General features: G+C 70.4%; 16 protein-coding genes. 5 read left to right on the forward strand and 11 right to left on the reverse strand.

What is annotated here, in order from left to right; genetic code table 11:
- Nucleotides 1–30: 30 nt before the first annotated feature.
- The 4 genes from ABFY20_RS18645 to ABFY20_RS18660 all read left to right on the forward strand — a co-directional run bounded on the left by ABFY20_RS18645 (nucleotide 31) and on the right by ABFY20_RS18660 (nucleotide 4,304).
- The gene (locus ABFY20_RS18645; RefSeq protein WP_368497697.1) at nucleotides 31–2,541 is read left to right on the forward strand and encodes a molybdopterin oxidoreductase family protein; all 2,511 of its coding nucleotides are present in this window, start codon (nucleotides 31–33) and stop codon (nucleotides 2,539–2,541) included.
- A complete protein-coding gene (locus ABFY20_RS18650; RefSeq protein WP_368497698.1) occupies nucleotides 2,541–3,002 on the forward strand; it encodes a hypothetical protein in 462 nt (153 codons plus the stop codon). Before ABFY20_RS18645 ends, ABFY20_RS18650 begins: the two co-directional genes overlap by 1 nt.
- Nucleotides 2,999–3,553 (forward strand): HPP family protein, encoded by a 555-nt coding sequence (locus ABFY20_RS18655; RefSeq protein WP_368497699.1) that lies wholly within the window; start codon nucleotides 2,999–3,001, stop codon nucleotides 3,551–3,553. The genes ABFY20_RS18650 and ABFY20_RS18655 overlap by 4 nt, the downstream gene beginning before the upstream one ends.
- A 268-nt stretch (nucleotides 3,554–3,821) precedes the next feature.
- Nucleotides 3,822–4,304 carry a VOC family protein gene (locus ABFY20_RS18660; protein WP_368497700.1) on the forward strand — a complete coding sequence of 161 codons (483 nt, stop codon included), beginning with the start codon at nucleotides 3,822–3,824 and terminating at the stop codon, nucleotides 4,302–4,304.
- A 42-nt stretch (nucleotides 4,305–4,346) separates the two neighbouring features.
- Here ABFY20_RS18660 and ABFY20_RS18665 read toward each other — a convergent pair whose 3' ends face one another.
- From ABFY20_RS18665 to ABFY20_RS18715, 11 genes are all read right to left on the reverse strand, one after another.
- Nucleotides 4,347–4,580 (reverse strand): hypothetical protein, encoded by a 234-nt coding sequence (locus tag ABFY20_RS18665; RefSeq protein WP_368497701.1) that lies wholly within the window; start codon nucleotides 4,578–4,580, stop codon nucleotides 4,347–4,349.
- A gap of 90 nt (nucleotides 4,581–4,670) precedes the next feature.
- The gene (locus ABFY20_RS18670; protein ID WP_368497702.1) at nucleotides 4,671–6,803 is read right to left on the reverse strand and encodes an LPXTG cell wall anchor domain-containing protein; all 2,133 of its coding nucleotides are present in this window, start codon (nucleotides 6,801–6,803) and stop codon (nucleotides 4,671–4,673) included.
- A gap of 60 nt (nucleotides 6,804–6,863) precedes the next feature.
- Nucleotides 6,864–7,553, reverse strand: coding sequence for a GntR family transcriptional regulator (locus tag ABFY20_RS18675; protein WP_368497703.1), 690 nt, complete (start codon nucleotides 7,551–7,553; stop codon nucleotides 6,864–6,866).
- A 30-nt stretch (nucleotides 7,554–7,583) separates the two neighbouring features.
- Nucleotides 7,584–8,021 carry a hypothetical protein gene (locus ABFY20_RS18680; protein ID WP_368497704.1) on the reverse strand — a complete coding sequence of 146 codons (438 nt, stop codon included), beginning with the start codon at nucleotides 8,019–8,021 and terminating at the stop codon, nucleotides 7,584–7,586.
- 54 nt (nucleotides 8,022–8,075) lie between these two features.
- Complete coding sequence (locus tag ABFY20_RS18685) at nucleotides 8,076–10,244, reverse strand: hypothetical protein (protein ID WP_368497705.1); 2,169 nt, start codon at nucleotides 10,242–10,244, stop codon at nucleotides 8,076–8,078.
- A gap of 10 nt (nucleotides 10,245–10,254) precedes the next feature.
- Nucleotides 10,255–11,067, reverse strand: coding sequence for a carbohydrate ABC transporter permease (locus tag ABFY20_RS18690; RefSeq protein WP_368497706.1), 813 nt, complete (start codon nucleotides 11,065–11,067; stop codon nucleotides 10,255–10,257).
- A 9-nt stretch (nucleotides 11,068–11,076) separates the two neighbouring features.
- Nucleotides 11,077–11,958, reverse strand: coding sequence for a carbohydrate ABC transporter permease (locus ABFY20_RS18695; protein ID WP_368497707.1), 882 nt, complete (start codon nucleotides 11,956–11,958; stop codon nucleotides 11,077–11,079).
- Nucleotides 11,959–11,972: 14 nt separating this feature from the next.
- Nucleotides 11,973–13,253, reverse strand: a complete 1,281-nt coding sequence (locus tag ABFY20_RS18700) for an ABC transporter substrate-binding protein (protein ID WP_368497708.1) — start codon at nucleotides 13,251–13,253, stop codon at nucleotides 11,973–11,975.
- Entirely contained in the window at nucleotides 13,250–15,097 is a 1,848-nt protein-coding gene (locus ABFY20_RS18705; protein ID WP_368497709.1) for a class I mannose-6-phosphate isomerase, read from the reverse strand. The genes ABFY20_RS18700 and ABFY20_RS18705 overlap by 4 nt, the downstream gene beginning before the upstream one ends.
- Complete coding sequence (locus tag ABFY20_RS18710) at nucleotides 15,097–16,176, reverse strand: ROK family protein (RefSeq protein ID WP_368497710.1); 1,080 nt, start codon at nucleotides 16,174–16,176, stop codon at nucleotides 15,097–15,099. Before ABFY20_RS18710 ends, ABFY20_RS18705 begins: the two co-directional genes overlap by 1 nt.
- 143 nt (nucleotides 16,177–16,319) lie before the next feature.
- Complete coding sequence (locus tag ABFY20_RS18715) at nucleotides 16,320–17,333, reverse strand: LacI family DNA-binding transcriptional regulator (RefSeq protein ID WP_368497711.1); 1,014 nt, start codon at nucleotides 17,331–17,333, stop codon at nucleotides 16,320–16,322.
- Between the two features lie 178 nt (nucleotides 17,334–17,511).
- On the opposite strand from ABFY20_RS18715, the gene ABFY20_RS18720 reads away from it, so the two are divergent.
- On the forward strand, nucleotides 17,512–18,705 hold the full coding sequence (locus tag ABFY20_RS18720; RefSeq protein ID WP_368497712.1) for a DUF4185 domain-containing protein: 1,194 nt from the start codon (nucleotides 17,512–17,514) through the stop codon (nucleotides 18,703–18,705).
- Nucleotides 18,706–18,708 lie beyond the last annotated feature (3 nt).

Genomic DNA, 18,708 nt, shown 5'->3' on the forward strand with positions numbered 1-18,708 from the left:
CGCCAGAGGGTGCCAGTGAGGAGGTCGATCGTGACGGATCGCATCGCCGAGGTGTGGGGCAGCCGAACGCCCTTTCCGCGCGACGGGCTGTGGCCCGTCCGCGTCGACCAGAAGCTCGCCGACGGTGTCACCGAGGCCGACGTCGACCGCTGGGTCCAGTCGGCGTGCACACTGTGCAGCAACGGATGCGCGTGCGACGTCGCCGTGCAGGGCGACCGGATGGTGGGGGTACGCGGTCGGGCGGTCGACCTGGTGAACCACGGCCGGCTCGGGCCGAAGGGCCTCTTCGGCAGTTGGCAGGGCATGCAGGGCGGCGACAGGCTCACCCGGCCGCTCGTGCGGGTCGGCGGCGAGCTGGTGGAGACCGACTGGGACACCGCGATGGGCCGCATCGTCGACCGCAGCCGGCAGCTCCTGGCCGAGAAGGGCCCGCTCTCGCACGGGTTCTACACCAGCGGGCAGCTCTACCTCGAGGAGTACTACGCTCTCGCGATCATCGGCAAGGCCGGCCTCGGCACCCCGCACATGGACGGCAACACGCGCCTGTGCACGGCCACCGCGGCGGCCGCCATGAAGGAGAGCTTCGGCTCCGACGGCCAGCCGGGCAGCTACGAGGACATCGATTCCTGCGACGCCATCGTGCTCTACGGCCACAACATGCCCGAGACCCAGACCGTGCTCTGGGCGCGGGTGCTCGACCGCCTCGCCGGCCCCGACCGGCCGCTCGTGGTCTGCGTCGACCCGCGCGACACGGAGGTTGCCCGCGTCGCCGACGTGCACCTGCCTGTGCGGCCGGGCACGAACCTCGCCCTGATGAACGGTCTGGTGCGCGAGCTGTTCGTCAACGGCTGGGTCGACGAGGAGTACGTCACCGCGCACACCGTGGGTGTCGACGAGCTCCGCCGCACGGTCGAGCCCTACACCCCCGACGAGGTCGCCGAGACATGCGGGGTGGCGGCCGACGACGTGCGCCGCGCCGCGCGCATCATCGGCACCAGCGAACGGATGCTCTCCACCGTTCTCCAGGGCTTCTATCAAGCCTCGCAGGCCACCGCCGCGTCGTGCCAGGTGAACAACCTGCACCTCTTGCGCGGGATGCTCGGCCGGCCCGGGTGCGGCGTGCTGCAGATGAACGGCCAGCCCACGGCGCAGAACGCCCGCGAGACCGGCGCCGACGGCGACCTCCCCGGCTTCCGCAACTGGGAGAACCCCGACCACATCGCCGAGCTCGCAGGGCTCTGGGGCGTCGACATCGACCGCATCCCGCACTGGTCGCCGCCCACCCACGCGATGCAGATCTTCCGCTACGCCGAGCAGGGCAGCATCCAGTGGCTCTGGGTGTCGGCGACCAACCCCGCTGTGTCGATGCCGCAATCGGAGCGCATCCGCCGCATCCTGAGCAACGACGAGCTGTTCCTCGTGGTGCAGGACCTCTACCTCACCGAGACAGCGATGCTCGCCGACGTCGTGCTGCCCGCGGCCGGCTGGGGCGAGAAGCAGGGCGCCTTCACCAACGTGAACCGTACGGTGCACCTCGCCGACAAGGCGATCGAACCGCCGGGGGAGGCCAGGAGCGATCTCGAGATCTTCCTCGACTACGCCCGCCGCATGGACTTCCGCCGCAACGACGGGTCGCCGCTGCTCGACTGGGCCGGGCCCGAAGACGGGTTCCGGGCCTGGCAGGAGTGCACGCGGGGGAGGTTCTGCGACTACACCGGCCTCAGCTACGAGCGTCTGCGCGCAGGGAGCGGCATTCCCTGGCCCTGCAACGACGAGCATCCCGACGGCACGACGCGCCTCTACGGCGACGGCGTCTTCCGCACGGGGCTCGACGAGGCCGAGACCTACGGGCACGACCTCCTCACCGGAGCGACGGTCGGCCCGACCGCCTACTCGGCGAAGCGCATCGACGGGCGAGCCGTGCTCAAGGCGGCCCCTTACGCACCCCCGCACGAGGAGCCGAGCGACGACTACCCCCTGCGCTACACCACGGGCCGTACGGTCTACCAGTTCCACACCCGCACTCGAACCGGCCGCGCCCGGCAGCTGCAGAGGGCGGCACCGCGCGCGTGGGTGGAGCTGTCGACGACGGATGCTCGCACCTACGGCATCGCGGAGGGCGACATCGTGCGGGTGACCTCTCCCCGCGGCGAGATCGTGGTGCCGGCGCGGGTGAGCGACATCCGCGCGGGCACCGTCTTCGCGCCCTTCCACTACGGCTACTGGGACGACGGACGATCGGGCCCGGGCGACCGGCCGACGGCCGCGAACGAGCTGACGGCGACGGAGTGGGATCCGGTGTCGAAACAGCCGCTGTTCAAGGTGGCCGCGGTGCGGATCGAGAGGGTCGGCGGGGGTGACGGGCCGGCGCCGGCGCCCACCACCGGAGCGTCGCGGCCGGCCGCGGCGCTGGGCGCGGCGAGCGCGGTGCCGGGCGCGGCGGGTGCGGTGCCGGCGACGGTCGGCGGCGACGACGCCACGGCCGAGGAGCGCATCGGCGTGGCGGAGCCTCCGCGTGCCGAAGACCAGAGGGGTGCGTGATGCAGCTGCCCGTCTACCTTGGGCTCCTCCACCGCTCCGAGGCGGCACTGGCGGAGTCGTTCCGGCAGGTGGCGGAGGGCCACGGCGAGGAGCCCGACGTCTTCCACCTGTGCCACACCCTGGCCGGGCAGTGCGACGAGCACGCCGCCGCGCTCGCTCCCGTGGTGGAGCGCTACGGCGAGGTCGACTCCGATGACGAGCCCGAGCGGTTGCACGCCGACGCGCTCAGCTCGACCCGGGAGGGCCCGGTCGGGCTGCTGCGCGATCTGCAAGACCTGTGCCTGATCGGCACACTCGTCGACCTCTCCTGGATGGTGGTGCGGCAGGCGGGGCTCGGCCTTCGCGACGAGGAGCTGCTGGCGGTGGTCGACCGCTGCTCCACCGAGACGGAGACGCAGCTCTCCTGGTTGCGCACACGGTTGAAGCAGGCCGCGCCGCAGGCGCTGATCGTCGCGTCATGAGCGAGCGCACGAGCAGCCCGGAACGGTGGCGCCCCTGGGGCCGGGAAGGCGGCGGCCGCCTGGATGCCGTGGTCGGCGCCCTGCTCTGCCTGATCGTTCTCGCCGCGGCCGGCGCCATCGGACTCGCGCTGAAGCAGCCGTGGCTGTTCCCCAGCCTCGGGCCCACCGTGATGCTGTTCTTCGCCTCCCCCGCCGAGAAGTCGTCACGGCCGGTGAACGCGCTCGTCGGCCACCTGGTCGCTCTCGCGGTGGGCTACGCGGCCTTCGTCACCTTCGGGCTGACCGGGATGCAGTCGGCCCCGGTCGGCGGGCTCACGCCCGCCTACCTCGCGGCGGGTGCGACGTCGGTCGCGGTGACGACTCTCGTGCTGCAGCTGATCAGGCTCCCGCATCCGCCCGCCGGAGCGACGACCCTCATCGTGAGCCTCGGCATCCTCAGCACACCACCCGACCTGCTCGTGATGACGGGCGCTGTCGTCCTCGTGGTCGCCGCCGGCTGGGCCCTCAACGTCGCCCGGGGCCGCTGGCGGAGCACGACCACCGGCCGCTGAGGGCGACCTGCACGAATCGGCGGGTGCGTCGGGACCATCCGCGAGCTGTTCGACGCGGGGTTCTGCAGCTCGGTGATCGCCACGCTGCTCCCGGCCCTGAGTGCGCCGCAGGAGTCGGAGGCCCGGCTGCGAGCCGCCTTCGATGCGGCCGAGGGGCGCCTTGCCGGCGAGAAGCGGGCGATCGAGCGCGAAGAGGAGGCCCTTGCCGGGCTTCGCGCTCGGTGGGGGCTTCCCCCTCACGCGCACGTGAGGGGGAAGAGTGGGGATCATGACGAACGCGAACTCGAACCCCACGACACCGAAGCAGCTGCGCTTGATCATCGAGACCGACGACTTCGATGAGGCACTGCACTTCTACCGAGACCTCCTCGGCATGCCCGAGCAGGCCGCCTTCGCGACAGAGGGCGACGACCGGGTCGCTATCCTCCACGCCGGCGTAGCCACCATCGAACTCGCCACTTCGACCCACGCGAAGAACATCGACGAGGTCGAGGGCATGCCCGCCGGGTCGGCGCCCTCCCTCCGCATCGCACTCGAAGTCGAGGACACCGTCGCGGCGGTCGCCCGCGCGACCGCAGGCGACGCGACGGTTCTCGCCCCGCCCACGCGCACTCCCTTCCGTTCCCTGAACGCCCGCCTGCAGGGCCCCGCAGGCTGGCAGGTCACGCTCTTCCAAGAACTCGAGACTCTGCAGGAGCGCCAGACACGAGCGGGGTTTCTGACCGACGATGAGCGAGACCGTCACGCCTGACGTGGCCCTGATACGGAATCGCCGACGGTCCGACCGACCGGGTCAGCCGATGTCGCCGGCCACGATGGCGTCGGCGTACTTGCGCACGTCGGGGCCGGGTTCGTAGTCGATGAAGCGGTCTTTGAGGTGCCGGTTGAGCTCGGCGTACACCTCGTCCGACGAGGCGTCGGTGTGGGATGCGGCCGTCGCCTCGACGGCCTCACGCAGCACCCGGTCGGCGTCGCCGAGGATCTTCGCGCGCGCTTCGTCGTTCCAGCGGATCTCTGTCTTCTCCATGCGCCCCACGCTAAGCCGCTCGCCGCGACCGGCAAGGGGCTTGCCGGGCCCGCTCACGGGAGTAGGGCCGCGGCCCGCCGCACCTCCGGGCTAACGGCCCGCTCGCCCGAGCCGTCGCCGCCAGACGAGCGCGCCTGCACCCGCCGCCAGGAGCAGGGCGAGCAGTCCCACGGCGTTCATCGGCGAGGCGCCCGTGTCGGCGAGGCGTGAAGATCCGGCTCCGCCACCCGCTCCCCCACCGTTCGCCTTCGCGGCGTCATAGCCGAGCGAGATGCGCTTGTCGGCGTCCATGACGGTGACCACCGGGTCGGCAGCCCCGGCATCCGCCGGCTCGAGGATGCGCGCCGTGCACTCGGCACCGCGCGCGATCCCGCTCACGGCGAGCGTGCGCTCCTCCCCCACGAACCGCAACTGCTCCGAGGTGACGACGTCACCGGCCACGGTGCAGGTCACCCCGACACTCACGTCGGGCTTCGCACCCGTCGCGTTGATGACGGGCTGATCGATCGTCAACGTCGCGGAGAGCTGCGGAGGCACGACCGGGATGACGAGCACCACGCCGTCGTCGAACACCGTCGGGTCGAGGGTGCCGCCCGTCAGGAACGTCGCCCCGTCGACGGCGTACGACGACCCCGCTCCCCCGCCGCCACCGGCTGAGCTCTCCCCGCCGCGACGGCCGAAGCTGCCACCGCTGACGATGCCGCCTCCGCCCCCACCGCCGGGAGCCTTGAGGAACTCACCGTTCTCGCCGTCGTCACCGGAGGCGCCATTCGCGAAGCCACCGGCGCCACCGTCGCCGCCGAACAGGCCACCGCCTTCGCCGCCCGCGCCGGCCTCGCCGATCGCGCCGGCCACCGGCGTGCCGATGCCCGCGCCCCCGTTGCCGCCCGAGCAGTTGCACACCGCGTCGAAGATGGGCCCGCCGGCACCCCCGCCTCCCCCTGCTCCGATGCTCGGGTCGGAGCCACCCGGCACCACGGCCGACGAACCGCCGCCCTGCCCACCGGCCTTGGTCAGGTCGTGGGCGCTTCCGCCGACCCCTCCCGACGACCATCCGTACCCGCCGTGGTCTCCCGCGCATCCGACGACCACCTTCAGCTGGGTGCCACCCGGCACCGCGAACTGACCCGTCACGAGCGCGCCGGCGCCACCCTGCCCGTTGTCTTCGGTCGACTCGCCCGCGCCGCCGGCGGCGACCACCATCGCACCGGTGGCGGCATCGGGCAGCACGTCGTCTTGAGTGCCGGTGGCGCAGGTGAAGACGGATCCGGACGAGGTGTAGAGCAGCACGGTTCCGTCGCCGGCATCGTTCCACGGCCCGGAGGCGAGGAACCGCCAGGTCACCACCGAGGGCGCCACGTACGACTGGCCGCCCCCTCCCCCGCCGGCAGAGGGGTAGTCCTCGGTGCCGTCCGGTGTGCCGGTGAAGCCGCTCGATCCGCCTCCACCGCTGCCACCGTCGGAGTACCCGCCTCCCCCCGCTCCTGGGGTCGGGGCGATCGAGACAGTCGTGTTGTTCTCACCGTCGGCCTGACCCGCCCCTCCGCCGTCGCCACCCTGCGCGCCCTCGCTCGAGGTACCCGTCGGCGAGCCGTTGCCGCCGGAGGAGGCGGGCTGTCCGCCGTCACCGCCGGAGCCGCCCGGCGCACCTCCGCCGAGAGCGTCGCCGCCGGCACCGCCGCCGCCGCCCGCGACCGCGATCACGTCGCCTGAGGTCCCGTCGAGAACCGCGCTCGACCCGCCGCCACCGCCCCCCGTCGGCATGAAGTCGGGCGTGCCCGCCGACCGGCCGCCCTGCCCGCCTGAGGTGTATCCGATTCCCGCGGTCGCTCCTGAGGCGGCGCCGCCGATGACGATGTCGAGCGTCTGGCCCGCGCTCACCTCGAACGTCGCCATCGTCAGGCCGCCTTGCCCGCCGGGTTGACCCGAGCTGTTGGCACCCCCCGCCCCGCCGATGACGAGTGCCGTGATGCGGTTGACTCCGGCGGGGACGGCGACCTCGTAGGACGACCCCGGCTGCCCCTCGACCTGGCAGAACCCGGTCTCGAAGGAGCATCCGTCGGCGACGGCGTCGGCGACTGCATCGGCGGCTTCGGCGGCCGACGCCGACGACGGAACGGCGAACCCGACGCCCACGAGCGCGACGGTCGCTCCCAGAGCGAGCAGGGGCCGCAGACGGGCGACGCCCCGGATGCGCGATTCAGTGACGGCGGATGCGGGCATCGGTGCTCCAAGGTCGGGGCCGGAAGAAGCACCAGTATATTGGTCGACTCGAGCCGCGGGTCAAGCCCCCGAACGGGCCGCCTCGCGCGGGATCCGAAGCCGCCGCAAGGCCACCATGGCCGCCGCCACCGGTGCCGGGTCGCCCCGGCGGAAGCCCTCCACCACCCCGAGCTGCGCCTTCTCGACCGTGTCGACGTCGATGTGGTCGGGAAGACTCAGCCCGCCCAGCCTGATGATGAACACGACCCGGCGGAGGGCGTCGACCAGCACCGAGTTGCGCGACAGCGGGAGCGGCACGGCGTAGAACGCGAAGTTGGTGCGCGCCATGCCGATGTCGTCTCCCGCCGCACGCGCCCTTCCGAAGGCCGCCTGCTGCTCGACGAGCGCTGCGACGACCGCGTCGTCGGCGAGCGGGATGACCTCTTCGCACAGCACCTGGAACAGTCCCGTCCAGGTGTGAAGAGCCTGCTCGGTGCGCACGGGCGAGACGTCGACGATGCGTGTGTGCCGGTTGGCCGCCGATTCGATGACACCGAGCATCCGGAGCCTCTGGATCGCCTCGCGCACCGGGGTGCGCGAGATGCCGAGGTGCTCCGCGATGGTGCCGTCGTGAACGGTCATCCCCGGCCCCAGCTCGCCCGAGACGAGCGCCGCGCACATCGCTTCGAACACGACGTCGGCCGCGGCCCCGCGGGGGATCGCCACGCCCTCGATGCGGGGCAGGAACGAGTCGATCGCCTTGAGGACCACGCCTGAACCCTAGTCGAACCGGGCCCTGGCTTACTCCGACGACCGGTCGGTGACGTCGACGACCGCCACGTAGAGGGCCTTGCCGAGGTCGAGCGTGTCGTCGCTCAGGAGTGTGTTGTCGACGACGTAGGCGAGACCGACCGCGAGGTCGCGCATCCCGGCATGGAGCTGCTCGCCCTGAAGCCGCGCCGCGAGCACGAGGCCGAACACCAGGAGGTCGACAGATCCGTCGTCGTTCACCTGGATCATCTGCGGGTCGGCCGCGGCCGGGTCGACTCCGGCGGCCCGGAGCTGCTCGAGCGAGGTGCGGTGCCGGAGGGGCTCCTCCACCACCGCGAGGCAGTAGTCGGGCCGGTCAGGGCCCGCGACCACCCTGAGCAGCCGTGCCCTCGCGGGAAGCTGTGCGGGCAGGTCGGCGGGGCCGACGCCCATCCGGTCGATGCTGAAGACGGGCCCGCTCTCGCTCATCATCTCATTCTGGCCCCCTACCGACGCCGCGCGGCCGTCGACCTCGCTGCAGCGTCAACCGGCTCGCGGCGACGCGACGACGCGACCGTCGGCATGCACCTCGTAGTGCCGGTCGCCCGCTCGCACTCCGCGCAGCACCGCGTCGGGGTCGAGCGCGGCGACCGGCGACGAGCCCTCCCGGGAGAGCGACACCGAACCGTCCAGCGCCACCGACACCCCGAACAACGACTCGATGACGAGCGCCACCCACGCCCCCGATGACGAGCACGCCCAGTCTGTGATGTACGGCAGCTGTGGTGGCGCCTTGCGCGCCCCGCCGTCGATTCCGGCGAGCGCCTCCTCGACGAAATGCGCCTGCCCGGTCGGGCCTTGGTTGGTCGAGCGCACGAGCCCGCCGACCCACTCCGTCGCCACCGCGGGCGCACCGAGAGCCACCAGCGCCCGCGCCGCATCGGCGGGCCACGCCGGATAGGCCCCGTTCCACTGATGGTCGGGCCGCACCGAGAAGCTGGCGTCCGGATCCCAGGGCGAGAGGGCGCGCATCCAGTTCTCCGTCTGCAGCTCCCGCTGGAAGAACTCCACCATCTCCGCACGCAGCTCCGTCGGCAGGTCGCCGGAGATCGTCGTACCCACGACGTTGAAGTCGTAGCAGTGCCGCACCGGGAGCCGGCTGCCGTCGGGCTGACGGGCGACGAAGTGACCGGTTCCGGGGTCGTACAGGTCGAGCACGTCGCCGACGAGGGTGTCGGCGTCGGCCTGCAGTGACGCGGCGAGCGCCTCGTCACCCGTGAGGGTCGCCACAGCTGCGGCCGTGCGCAGGCACCACACGTTCGCGGCATTGAGGCTCGCGACCTCGTGGGTGTAGGAGCTCACGCACTCGAGCAGGTTGTCGATCCCGCCGTAGTCGGCGAGCCGGCCCGCTCCCCGAAGCCCCTGCCAGGCCCGCGCCCACGAGAGCAGGTGCTCGCGAACGGTGCGCCCGTCGGCCATCTCCTCGTCGAGATACCCGCGGTCGCCGGTGTAGCGCACGTAGTCGCTGACCAGCCTGGTCATGGCGTAGTCGTTCACGGAGTACCAGCGACCCACCGGGCCGCCGGTGAGCGACGAGGTGCCGAAGTGGGTGTGGATGTCGCTGTCTATCCAGTGCGTCACCTGCCGTCTCATCTCGGCGGGGTCGAGCAGGGCGTGCGACACCGAGCTCAAGCTGTAGTCCCAGATGAACGTGGTCGTCGCCCAGTAGTTGGGCATCAGGGTGTCGTAGGAGCGCTCGAGCACGTTCCCCGCGAACTCCCGCCGGAACCAGATCACACCGAGCGCACCCCACCAGTACAGCCGCCGCAGATCGTCGGAGGCGGTGTCGAGCACGGGGAGATGCCCCGAGTACTCCGCGTCGCCCGGCGTGAAGATCGCCTCGAGCTGCCGGTTCCACAGGGCTTCGGATGCGCGCACTGCGCCGGGCACGTCTCCTGCGACCCGCGCGAAGACGGCCTCGGCCACCTCCCGCGTGGTCGCCACGGCTTGCACGAACCCGAACCGCGCGGCTCCGTCGCCGAGGTCGAGTGCCACCGTCACCTCGCCACCGCGCCCCATCCCGCCGATCCCGATCTCGAACCCCTCGGTCTCCCCCACCGGGATGCCGCTCAGCCGCGCCTCGGCCGGCACGTCGACACCTTGCACACTCCAGGCGCCGCCATCCGGATCGCTGAACACCAGTGCCGCCGCCGGGCGGCCAGTCCCTGTCGACACGCTGTTCGTCGCATCCGGCGGCTCGGCGTCGAGCCACGCGCGCTGCGCATCCGTCACTCTCGCATTCAGTGCGAGTGTCAGCGTCGCCGAAGCCCGCCCACCGGCCGAGGCCGGCACGAGCGGAGTCACGGTGACGTCCACCGCCACCGCCGTCTCCCCCGGCACGCACACCGTCGTGGTGACGATCCGCAGCCCGTTCACCGATGCCGTACGCACCACGCGGTCCGCCCGCCACTCGTGCGTCACCGGCACGCCGTACGACTCGAACACCCGCCCGTCGACGAACAGCACCCCCGTCACGGCGGCGCCTTGCGCCACGGGCGGGAAGGTCACCGCGCCGACGGCCGTGAGGTCGTGCTCGACCCGCACGGTGCCCAGGAAGTTGGTGAGCCCGCCGGGCGCGATCATGTCGTCGTAGTGGTGGGTGACCGGGTGGGCGGCGAGGTCGTCGACAGTGGGGATGAGCGGATTCGGCATCGATGCCTCTCTAGTACTGACCGAGGGCGAGGCCCTTGGCGAAGAACTTCTGGGTGAACAGGAACAGCACGACCGTCGGCAGCGACACCAGGATGCCCGCCGCCAGCACCGTCGACAGCTGCGCGCCCCCGTAGGTGCTCTGCATGCCGCTGAGCGTCGTGACGATGGGCCGCACGTCGTCTGACTGACTGAGCGTGAGCCCGAGCAACAGGTCGTTCCACACGAACGTGGCCTGCAGGATGAAGATCGCGACCAGCGCGCTCATCGCCATCGGGATGTAGACGCGCAGAAAGATGCGCAGGGTCGACGCGCCGTCGACGACCGCGGCCTCGAACACGTTGTGCGCGATGCCGGAGAAGAAGTTGCGCATCACGAACGCCGAGAACGGTACCGAGATCGCGGTGTAGACGAGCACCATGCCGAGCCGGGTGTCGAAGAGCCCGACGCGGGAGTAGCCGTCGAACAGCGGGATGAGCACCATCTGCAGGGGGAAGACGGTGCCGCCGAAGATCACGACGAACCACGCGAAGCCGTGCTTCAGTCGCAGCGCGACGATCGCGAACCCGGCGGCGGCTCCGACGAGCACGGCGATGATCGGGGAGACGACCGAGTAGATGAGGGTGCTGAAGACGGCGTCGCCGAGGCCGGAGAGCGACAGGGCATCCGACATGTTCTCGAACAGCGCGAAGCCGTTCGGCAGCCACGCCTCCTTCGAGGTGAAGTCGGCGGGCGACTTGGCGGCGTTGATGACGAGGAGGTAGACCGGCAGCAACCAGATGATGCCGGCCACGATCAAGACGGCGGTGCGGATGGATCTCGACATCGAGCCCTCCTAGATCTCGTTCTTCTTCGACAGCTGCTGCCGGAGATAGAGCACGGATGCCACGAGCGTGACGATGGTGAGGAACACCGCGATCGCCGACCCCAGCCCGTAGTCGCTGTTGACGAAGGTGTCTTTGTACATGGTGAGCGCGAGCGTCTCGGATGCCCGTCCCGGCCCGCCCTTCGTCATGCCCTGCACGATGTCGAAGGTCTTGAGGCTCGCCACGATCGAGAGCCCGATCACCACCGCGGTCAGCGGCCGGAGCATCGGCCACAGGATGCTTCCGAACAGCCGCGCTCCCCGGGCGCCGTCGAGGCGGGCCGCCTCGAGGGGTTCCTTCGGGATCGACTGCAGCCCGATGGTGAACAGCAGCGCGTTCACGCCGACCCCCTGCCACGACGACGCGAGGATCATCACGACCGTGTTGAGGGGCGCATCCAGCAGCCAGCGGGGCGGATCGACGACGCCGACGAGCGCGAGCGCCTGGTCGAGCGCGCCGTCGCTCTGCAGGATGAACGACCAGATCAGCCCCACCCCGATGCCCGAGATGGCGTACGGGATGAGGAAGGGCAGCCGCAGCCAGATGCCTCCCTTCAGGTCGAAGGTGAGCAGGGCCAGGCCGAGTCCGAGCCCCACCGGCACGATCAGCGTGCCCGCCACCCACAGCAGCGTGTTGCCGAGCGAGCCGAAGAACTCGGGGTCGGCGAACATCGCCCCGTAGTTGGCGAGGCCCACCCAGTCGGGGTCGCCGAGACCGTTGTACTCGGTGAAGCTGAGGTAGGTCGTCCAGAGTAGCGGTGCGTACAGCAGCACCGCCACCAGGATCACGCCCGGGGCGATGAAGCCCCGGGCGGACCACTGGTAGCTGGTCGAGTCACGACGACGAGACACGAAGGCTTCCGTTCCTACTTCTGGTCGGCGCCCTGGTCGGCCCAGTACGCGTCGGCCGCGTCCTGGATCTTCTGCAGGAACGGCAGCGGGTCGCCCGGGTTCGCGTTGAACGCGCCGAACTGCTCCAGTGCCACGGTGAGGATGGGGGTGGGCGTCGCCTCGAAGTACCGCTCGACGAGCTGGTCGTCGGTCGCGACCGAGGTGCCGAGCTCGCTGAGGGCCTCATTGGCCACCGTGGCCTTCGGGTTGAACGGCACGTCCCCACGGGCCTCGCTCCACGCACTCTGCGCATCCGGGCTCATCCACCATTCGGCGAACGCCATGCCGAGGTCGCGCTGGGGAGAGTTCTCAGCGGTGCAGAGCGGGCCGGTCTCCACGGCGACGGCGTTGGGGTCGACGTCGGAGTTCACGGCCGGGATGACGAAGAAGTCGTAATCGGTGCCCTGGGTCATGCCCGCAGCATCCAGCGACGCGCCGAAGAAGCTGCCGAAGTTGATCATGGCCATGTCGCCCTGCTTCAGCATCACCGCCGGGTCGGTGGTGCTGCCGGCGTCGCTGAACCAGCCCTTGTTCTGCTGGTCGAGCCAGACGTTCATGATGTCGACGACGCGCGGGTCGGTGTATTTCACCTCGCCGGTCGAGAGTCCGTTGTAGAGCTCGGGGTCGGTGCCGGCGACGAGCTGCTGGAACCAGGGGAAGGTGAACAGCACGCTGGTCTGGTAGAACGGCGTGACACCGTTGGCCTTGAGGGTCGCGGCATCCTGCATCAGCTCGTCCCAGGTGGTGGGCTTCTCGAGGCCGTTCTCGTCGAAGATCGTCTTGTTGTAGTACATGATCCAGTAGGCGATGTTCATCGGCACGCAGTACTGCTTGCCGTCGATCGTGTAGTACTTCTTCAGGTCTTCGCTGACGTAGCCGTCGGCGATCGCCTTGTCCCAGATGTCGGTGGTCTCGGCGACGAGGTTCTCGTCGACGAGCTCCTTGAGCGACGACCCGGTGTGCCAGCTGAACAGGCCCGGGCTCTTGTTGGTGCGGAACGACTGGCGGATGAACGCGTCGTACTGGTTCGCATCCGAGTACCCGGTCGTGTTCAGCTCGATGTCGACGTCGGAGCTCGAGGTCTCACTCAGCGTGTCGAAGTCGGGCTCCCAGGCCGCTTTGTCGGTGTAGAAGTTCAGGGTGCCGGTGGTGGCACCGTCGCTTGCGCCGCCTCCGCCGCCGGAGCAGGCGGTCAGGGCCAGGGCGGCAACCGAGACGGTGGCCAGGAGGCCGACCCTCCGTGTCGTCGATTTCATCGTGAACTCCCTCGTTCTGTGTGGATCGTCGGTACTGCGTGGTGCGTGCGGATCTCCGTGCCGCGCACGGAGGCCTTGACGGTGGCGAATAGCTCGCTCTCCGAGTTCGGGGTGCGCCGGATGACGTAGGGCCCGACCACCGCCGGCACGATGAAGGTCTCGGCGTAGTGCACGGTGTAGGGCGGGAAGGCGCCGGTGGGGCTCACCACCTCGACCTCGTCGCCCTCCACGAGGTTCAGCACGTTGACCGTGCCCTCGGTGTCGTGCGCGGCCTCGTCGGTGAACCAGTTGCGGCGCACCTCGATGAATTCGAGCTCGTGCAGCCCCGTGCGCTCCTCGCGGTCGCCGTTCGGGTGCTCCTCGAGCGTCTCGACCCGGTCGAGCAGGTTCTCGGCCACCCATCCGGTGGTGCGGTCCCACTGGATGTTGTTGCCGCCGTGCTCGAGGTGCACCGGGCGCGGAACACCGTCGAGGCCGAGGCGTCCCCAGTCCCAGAGCTTGAAGGTGAAGATGAACGGCGTCGCCGAGATCTCGAGCACCATCGAGTTCGCGCCCGACGCGTGCACGGTGCCGGCGGGGATGGCGAAGTGGTCGTGCTTCTTGGCAGGGTAGGAGTTGACGAAGCGGTCGGCGTCGAACGGATGCTCCCCATCCGTCGCCGCCTGGAGCGCAGCCATCATCTCCGCTGGGTCGGTCCCCTCCTTGAGGCCGAGGTAGACGACCGCGTCGTCGCCGGCGTCGAGCAGGTAGTAGCTCTCGTCCTGCGTGTACGGCATGCCGAAGGTCTGCTGGATGTAGTCGGTGAGCGGATGCACCTGGAGGGAGAGGTTGCCGCCGCCCATGGTGTCGAGGAAGTCGAAGCGGATGGGGAACTCGGCCCCGAAACGGGCGAAGGTCTTGGCTCCGAGGAGTTCGCGCGGCTGCTGCAGCACGAGGTCGATGGCGGGGATCTCGACGACTGCGCGTTCCCCCTCCGGGGTGGGGCCCTCGAGCAGCAGCGAGTTCTCCTCGGGCACGCAGTCGAAGCACCAGGCGTAGTTGTTGGCGGCGGGTTCGAGATCGAGGCGGTCCTGCATCCAGTGGCCGCCCCAGACGCCGGGATCGAAGAACGGCACGACACGCATCGGGCCGGTGGTGGCGTGTTCGAGCGCGCCCCGGAAGGCGTCGCCCGTCACCATGCCGCCGGTCGCGTCGCGCGCGGCGCCGTCGACGACGAAGTCGACGTGGTCGAAGAAGCGGCGCTTGTGGCGGTCGGCGATGCGCCACTCCACGAAGAAGCCGCGCTTGTACTTGCGGAGCGGTTCCTCGGCGGAGTTCGGCGTGCGCCAGTTGGTGGCGCCGGCGCGCAGGCGCAGCTGCAGTTCCCAGCGCGCGAGGTCGACCAGCACGAGGGCGTCGGCGTTCGGGGCGGCGAGTTCGGCGCCCCAGCCGATCACGACGGTGGGGCCCTCGGCTCCGCCACGGCCGGTGAGGCGACCCCGTACAGCGGTGAGACGCTCCGCGTCGTAGAACGCGGGGAGGGTGAGGTGGCTGAGCACCCCGAACACCCGGTCGTCGGTGAGGTTGGGCGCGATGAGGCGGTCGATGGCCTCGACGGGCAGCGCGGCGGCATCCTCGATGTCGATGACGTGATAGCCCGGCAGAGCAGCGGCGACGGCCTTCGTGAAGGCGGGAAGATCGACGCCGGGGTAGGTGTCGATCGCGATGACGGGGGCGCGAGGGCCGCTGCGCTCCCGCGCCGCGGCGTCGACCGCCCCCCAGGCTTCGTCGCCGCGGAGCACGGTGGCGCCGGCGGGGAGTGGGATGGTGGGCTGCTTGTCGTAGCTCGACGGACGGGAACTCATCAGGTGCGGGGCCTTTCGGTTGCGGACGGCGCGCGACCATCGCTCTGTGCCAGGGCGGAGAGCCCGAGCACGACGGAGACGTCGGGCCGGTCGGGCACGACGAGGGGCGGCCGGAACGACGACGACCAGAGGTGCGCGTGCACCTGCTCGGTCAGGGCAGGCACGATCAGCGGCGCAGAGCGCATCACCCCGCCCGAGACGATCACGACATCGGGGTCGTAGGCGTGGCAGAGGGTCACGATCGCCGCGCTCCAGACACGGAGGTAGCGGTCGAGGAGCGTTCGGGAGTCGGAGTGGTCGAGGGTCTCGACGACGTCGGCGATGCCGATGGCTGCGCCGGCGTCGATCCGCTCGCGAAGCGACGAGAGGTCTCCCGGAGTTCTGCGGTCGCCGCCCTCGGCGGGCGCCGGAGCGCTTGGCCCGGCGCGACGCTCGGAGTCGGCCGAGGGGCCGCCGTTCGTGGCGAACCCGTGGAGCTCGACCGCCGCGAGTGAGCGCTCGAGGGCCCAGGTGCTGGCGAGTGCCTCGGCGCACCCGACGTTGCCACAACTGCAGACGGGGCCGTCGAGGTCGACCGTGACGTGGCCGCCGAGGATGCCGGCGTGGTCGTGGCCGCCGTGCAGCAACCGGCCGTCGAGCAGGGCGGCGGTGCCGATGCCCGTGCCGAACAGCGCGATGACGGCGTTCTGCGCGCCGACCGCGACGCCGTAGCGGGCCTCGCCGAGCAGCGCGGCCCTGGCGTCGTTCTCGACCACCGCCGGAAGACCGAACGTCTCACGGGACCACGCGTCGAGATCACGCCCCGCGAGGTAGCCGTACTTGTCGTGGGCGGCGATGAGCGCGCACCGCCGCCGGTCGACCACTCCCGGCACCGCGATGGAGACGACGGAGGCCCCTCCCCACGACGGCGTTCCCGACCCGACCTGGGTGTGCGCCAGGCGACGGAGCTCTCCAGCCGCCTGGGTGAGGTCGTCGGGTGTGCCCCGAACCGGCAGTTCCGCATGGGCGAGGATGCGCCCGTCGTCGCAGACGCCGAGCTTGATCGCTGAGCCGCCGAAGTCGATGCAGAGCTCGGTCATCGGCGCATCCTCTCTGATGTGGGCGGTGGCCGGCAGGGAGGAAGCTCGGATCGTGAGCCGAGCTTCCCCGCAGGCCGTCTTGGTATCGTTACCATAGCCAGACCGCGACCGGTCCCGCAACCCATCGTCCCGAAGACCATGGTTCAGGACCTGGCGACGCGCAATGACACGGGCAACTCGATGGTGCGCGCCGGCCCGTCATCGCCGGCCAAGCGCTCGAACAGCAGCCGGCCCGCCACGCGACCGAGTTCCCGCGCGTCGTGGTGCAGCACGGTCACCGGCACCGGCATCAGTTCCGCGAGCTCGAAGTCGTCGAAGCTCACGATGCTCGGGAAGTCACGACGCCCCGCCATCGCGCGCCTGCCGATCTCCTGGAGCGCACCGATGGTATTGCGGTTGTTGGCGCAGAAGATCGCGGTGGGCGGCTCGGCGAGGTCGAAGAGCTCCTCGGTCGCGATGCGGGCCGATTCGACGTCTTGCTGGCTGCGCCGGACCAGCTCCGGCGCGAGCGACACGCCCTTCTCGTCGAGCGCTCGCTGGAAGCCGTCGAATCGTCGCTGCCCCGTGATGACGGAGAGCACGTTGCCGAGATAGGCGATGCGGGTGTGCCCTTCGCGCAGGAGCTTCATGGTGCCGTTGTAGGCACCGCCGACGTCGTCGAGCACCACGACGTCGGCGTACAGCCCGTCGACCCGGCGCGAGGCGAGGACCAACGGGGCGCCGCCGAGCCGCTCTCGGCTGAGGTGGTCGTACGCACCGCCCGAGGGCACGAGCACGAGACCCTCGACCTGCCGGCCCACGAAGTCGGCGACGAGCTGCCGCTCCCTGCCGATCGCCTCGCCGGTGTTGCCGAGCAGGATGCGGCGACCGTGCTGGGTGGCGATCTCCTCCACACCGAGCGCGAAGTTGCCGTAGTAGGGGTTGGCGAGGTTCGTGATGGCGACACCGATCAGCCCGCTGGGCTGACCCGGCCTGAGGCTGCGTGCGTTCTCATTGCGCCGGTAGCCGAGCTCTTCGACGGCGGCCAGCACCCGCTCCTGGATCTCCGGGCGCACGTTCGCACCCCCGCCGAGTGTCCGCGACACCGTCATCGGACTCACACCCGCCCGCGCCGCCACCTCCTTGACCGTGGGCGGTCGCGATTCGGAGCGCTTCACGTGTCATCCCTTCGAGAGCAGGCCGCCCGTCCACGCTACAACCTGCATGCCGCCCGACCGGACGACCACTGGCGCGATGCCCGGCGAGGTGCTACCGTTCCCGCTTGATAACGTTAACAGGCGCAGACAGAGCTGTCGAGGCCGCGGTGTCTGCCGATCGCGAGAGGATTTCCCGCTGATGAGCATGCGACGACGAGGTCGACCGATCGGGTTCGCGACGATGGCGGCGGCACTGACGACGCTCGCCCTCGCCGCGGGTGCTGCACCGCTGACGGCGAGCGCCGCCGCGCCCGGAACGACGGATGTGCTGGCCGGTGGATCAGCACGGCCGGCGTCCGGGCATCAGGCCCTCCCCTGCATCCGGCCCAGCGTCAGCACGAACGACGAGCTCACGTCTTTGTTCGACGACTACGGCGACAGTGCCGGTCGCTGGACAGGCGCCGACTCCTCGTACAGCGTTCCGCTTCCCGGCGGCCGCACCGCCTGGATCTACTCCGACACGTTCCTCGGCGAGGTGAACCCCGACCACTCGCGCCCGGCCGACTCGCCCTTCGTGCACAACTCGATCATCGTCGACGACGGCGGCACCCTCACGACGTACACCGGAGGCACGACGGATGCTCCGGCCTCACTCGTGACCGTGCCGGGCGGCGACGAGGCACAGAACTGGTACTGGTTCGGAGACGCCACCGTCGAGGGAGGGGCGCTGCGCGTACTGCTGCTCGAGTTCAAGAAGACGGGGACGGGCGTGTTCGACTTCGCGTTCGCGGGCAGCGCGATCGCGTCGTTCGACGTCGCGACCATGGCGCTCACCGGGACGACTGCGCTGCCGGAGTCGGGCATCCACTGGGGCTCGGCGATCCTCGAGGACGGCGGCTACACGTACGTGTACGGCGTCGAAGACCAGCAGGCGCAGAAGTGGGCGCACCTCGCGCGGGTGCCGTCGGGTCAGCTGACGGATCCGTCGGCGTGGCGGTACCTCGCCGACGGTGGTTGGGCGACCACCCCGACGGCCTCGAAGCGGGTGCTCGAGGGCGTCTCGAACGAGTTCAGCGTACAGAAGGTGCACGGTGCCTACCTTCTCGTCACAGGCGACGCCACCGAGGCCCTGAGTGCGAAGATCGTGGGCTACGCCGCGACATCACCCGAGGGTCCGTTCGGGCACAAGACGCTGCTCTACTCCACCCCGGAGACGGGCGGGAACGTGTTCACGTACAACGCGAAGGCCCACCCGCAGTTCACCCACGGTCGAACCATCACGGTCACCTACAACGTGAACAGCTTCGACACCGCCGACGTCTACGCCGATGTCGCGAACTACCGGCCCCGCTACATCGACGTCACGGCGAATCTCGGGCCCTGCGCGAGCTGACGC

It is taken from the genome of Herbiconiux sp. A18JL235, assembly GCF_040939305.1.
Lineage (GTDB): Bacteria > Actinomycetota > Actinomycetes > Actinomycetales > Microbacteriaceae > Herbiconiux.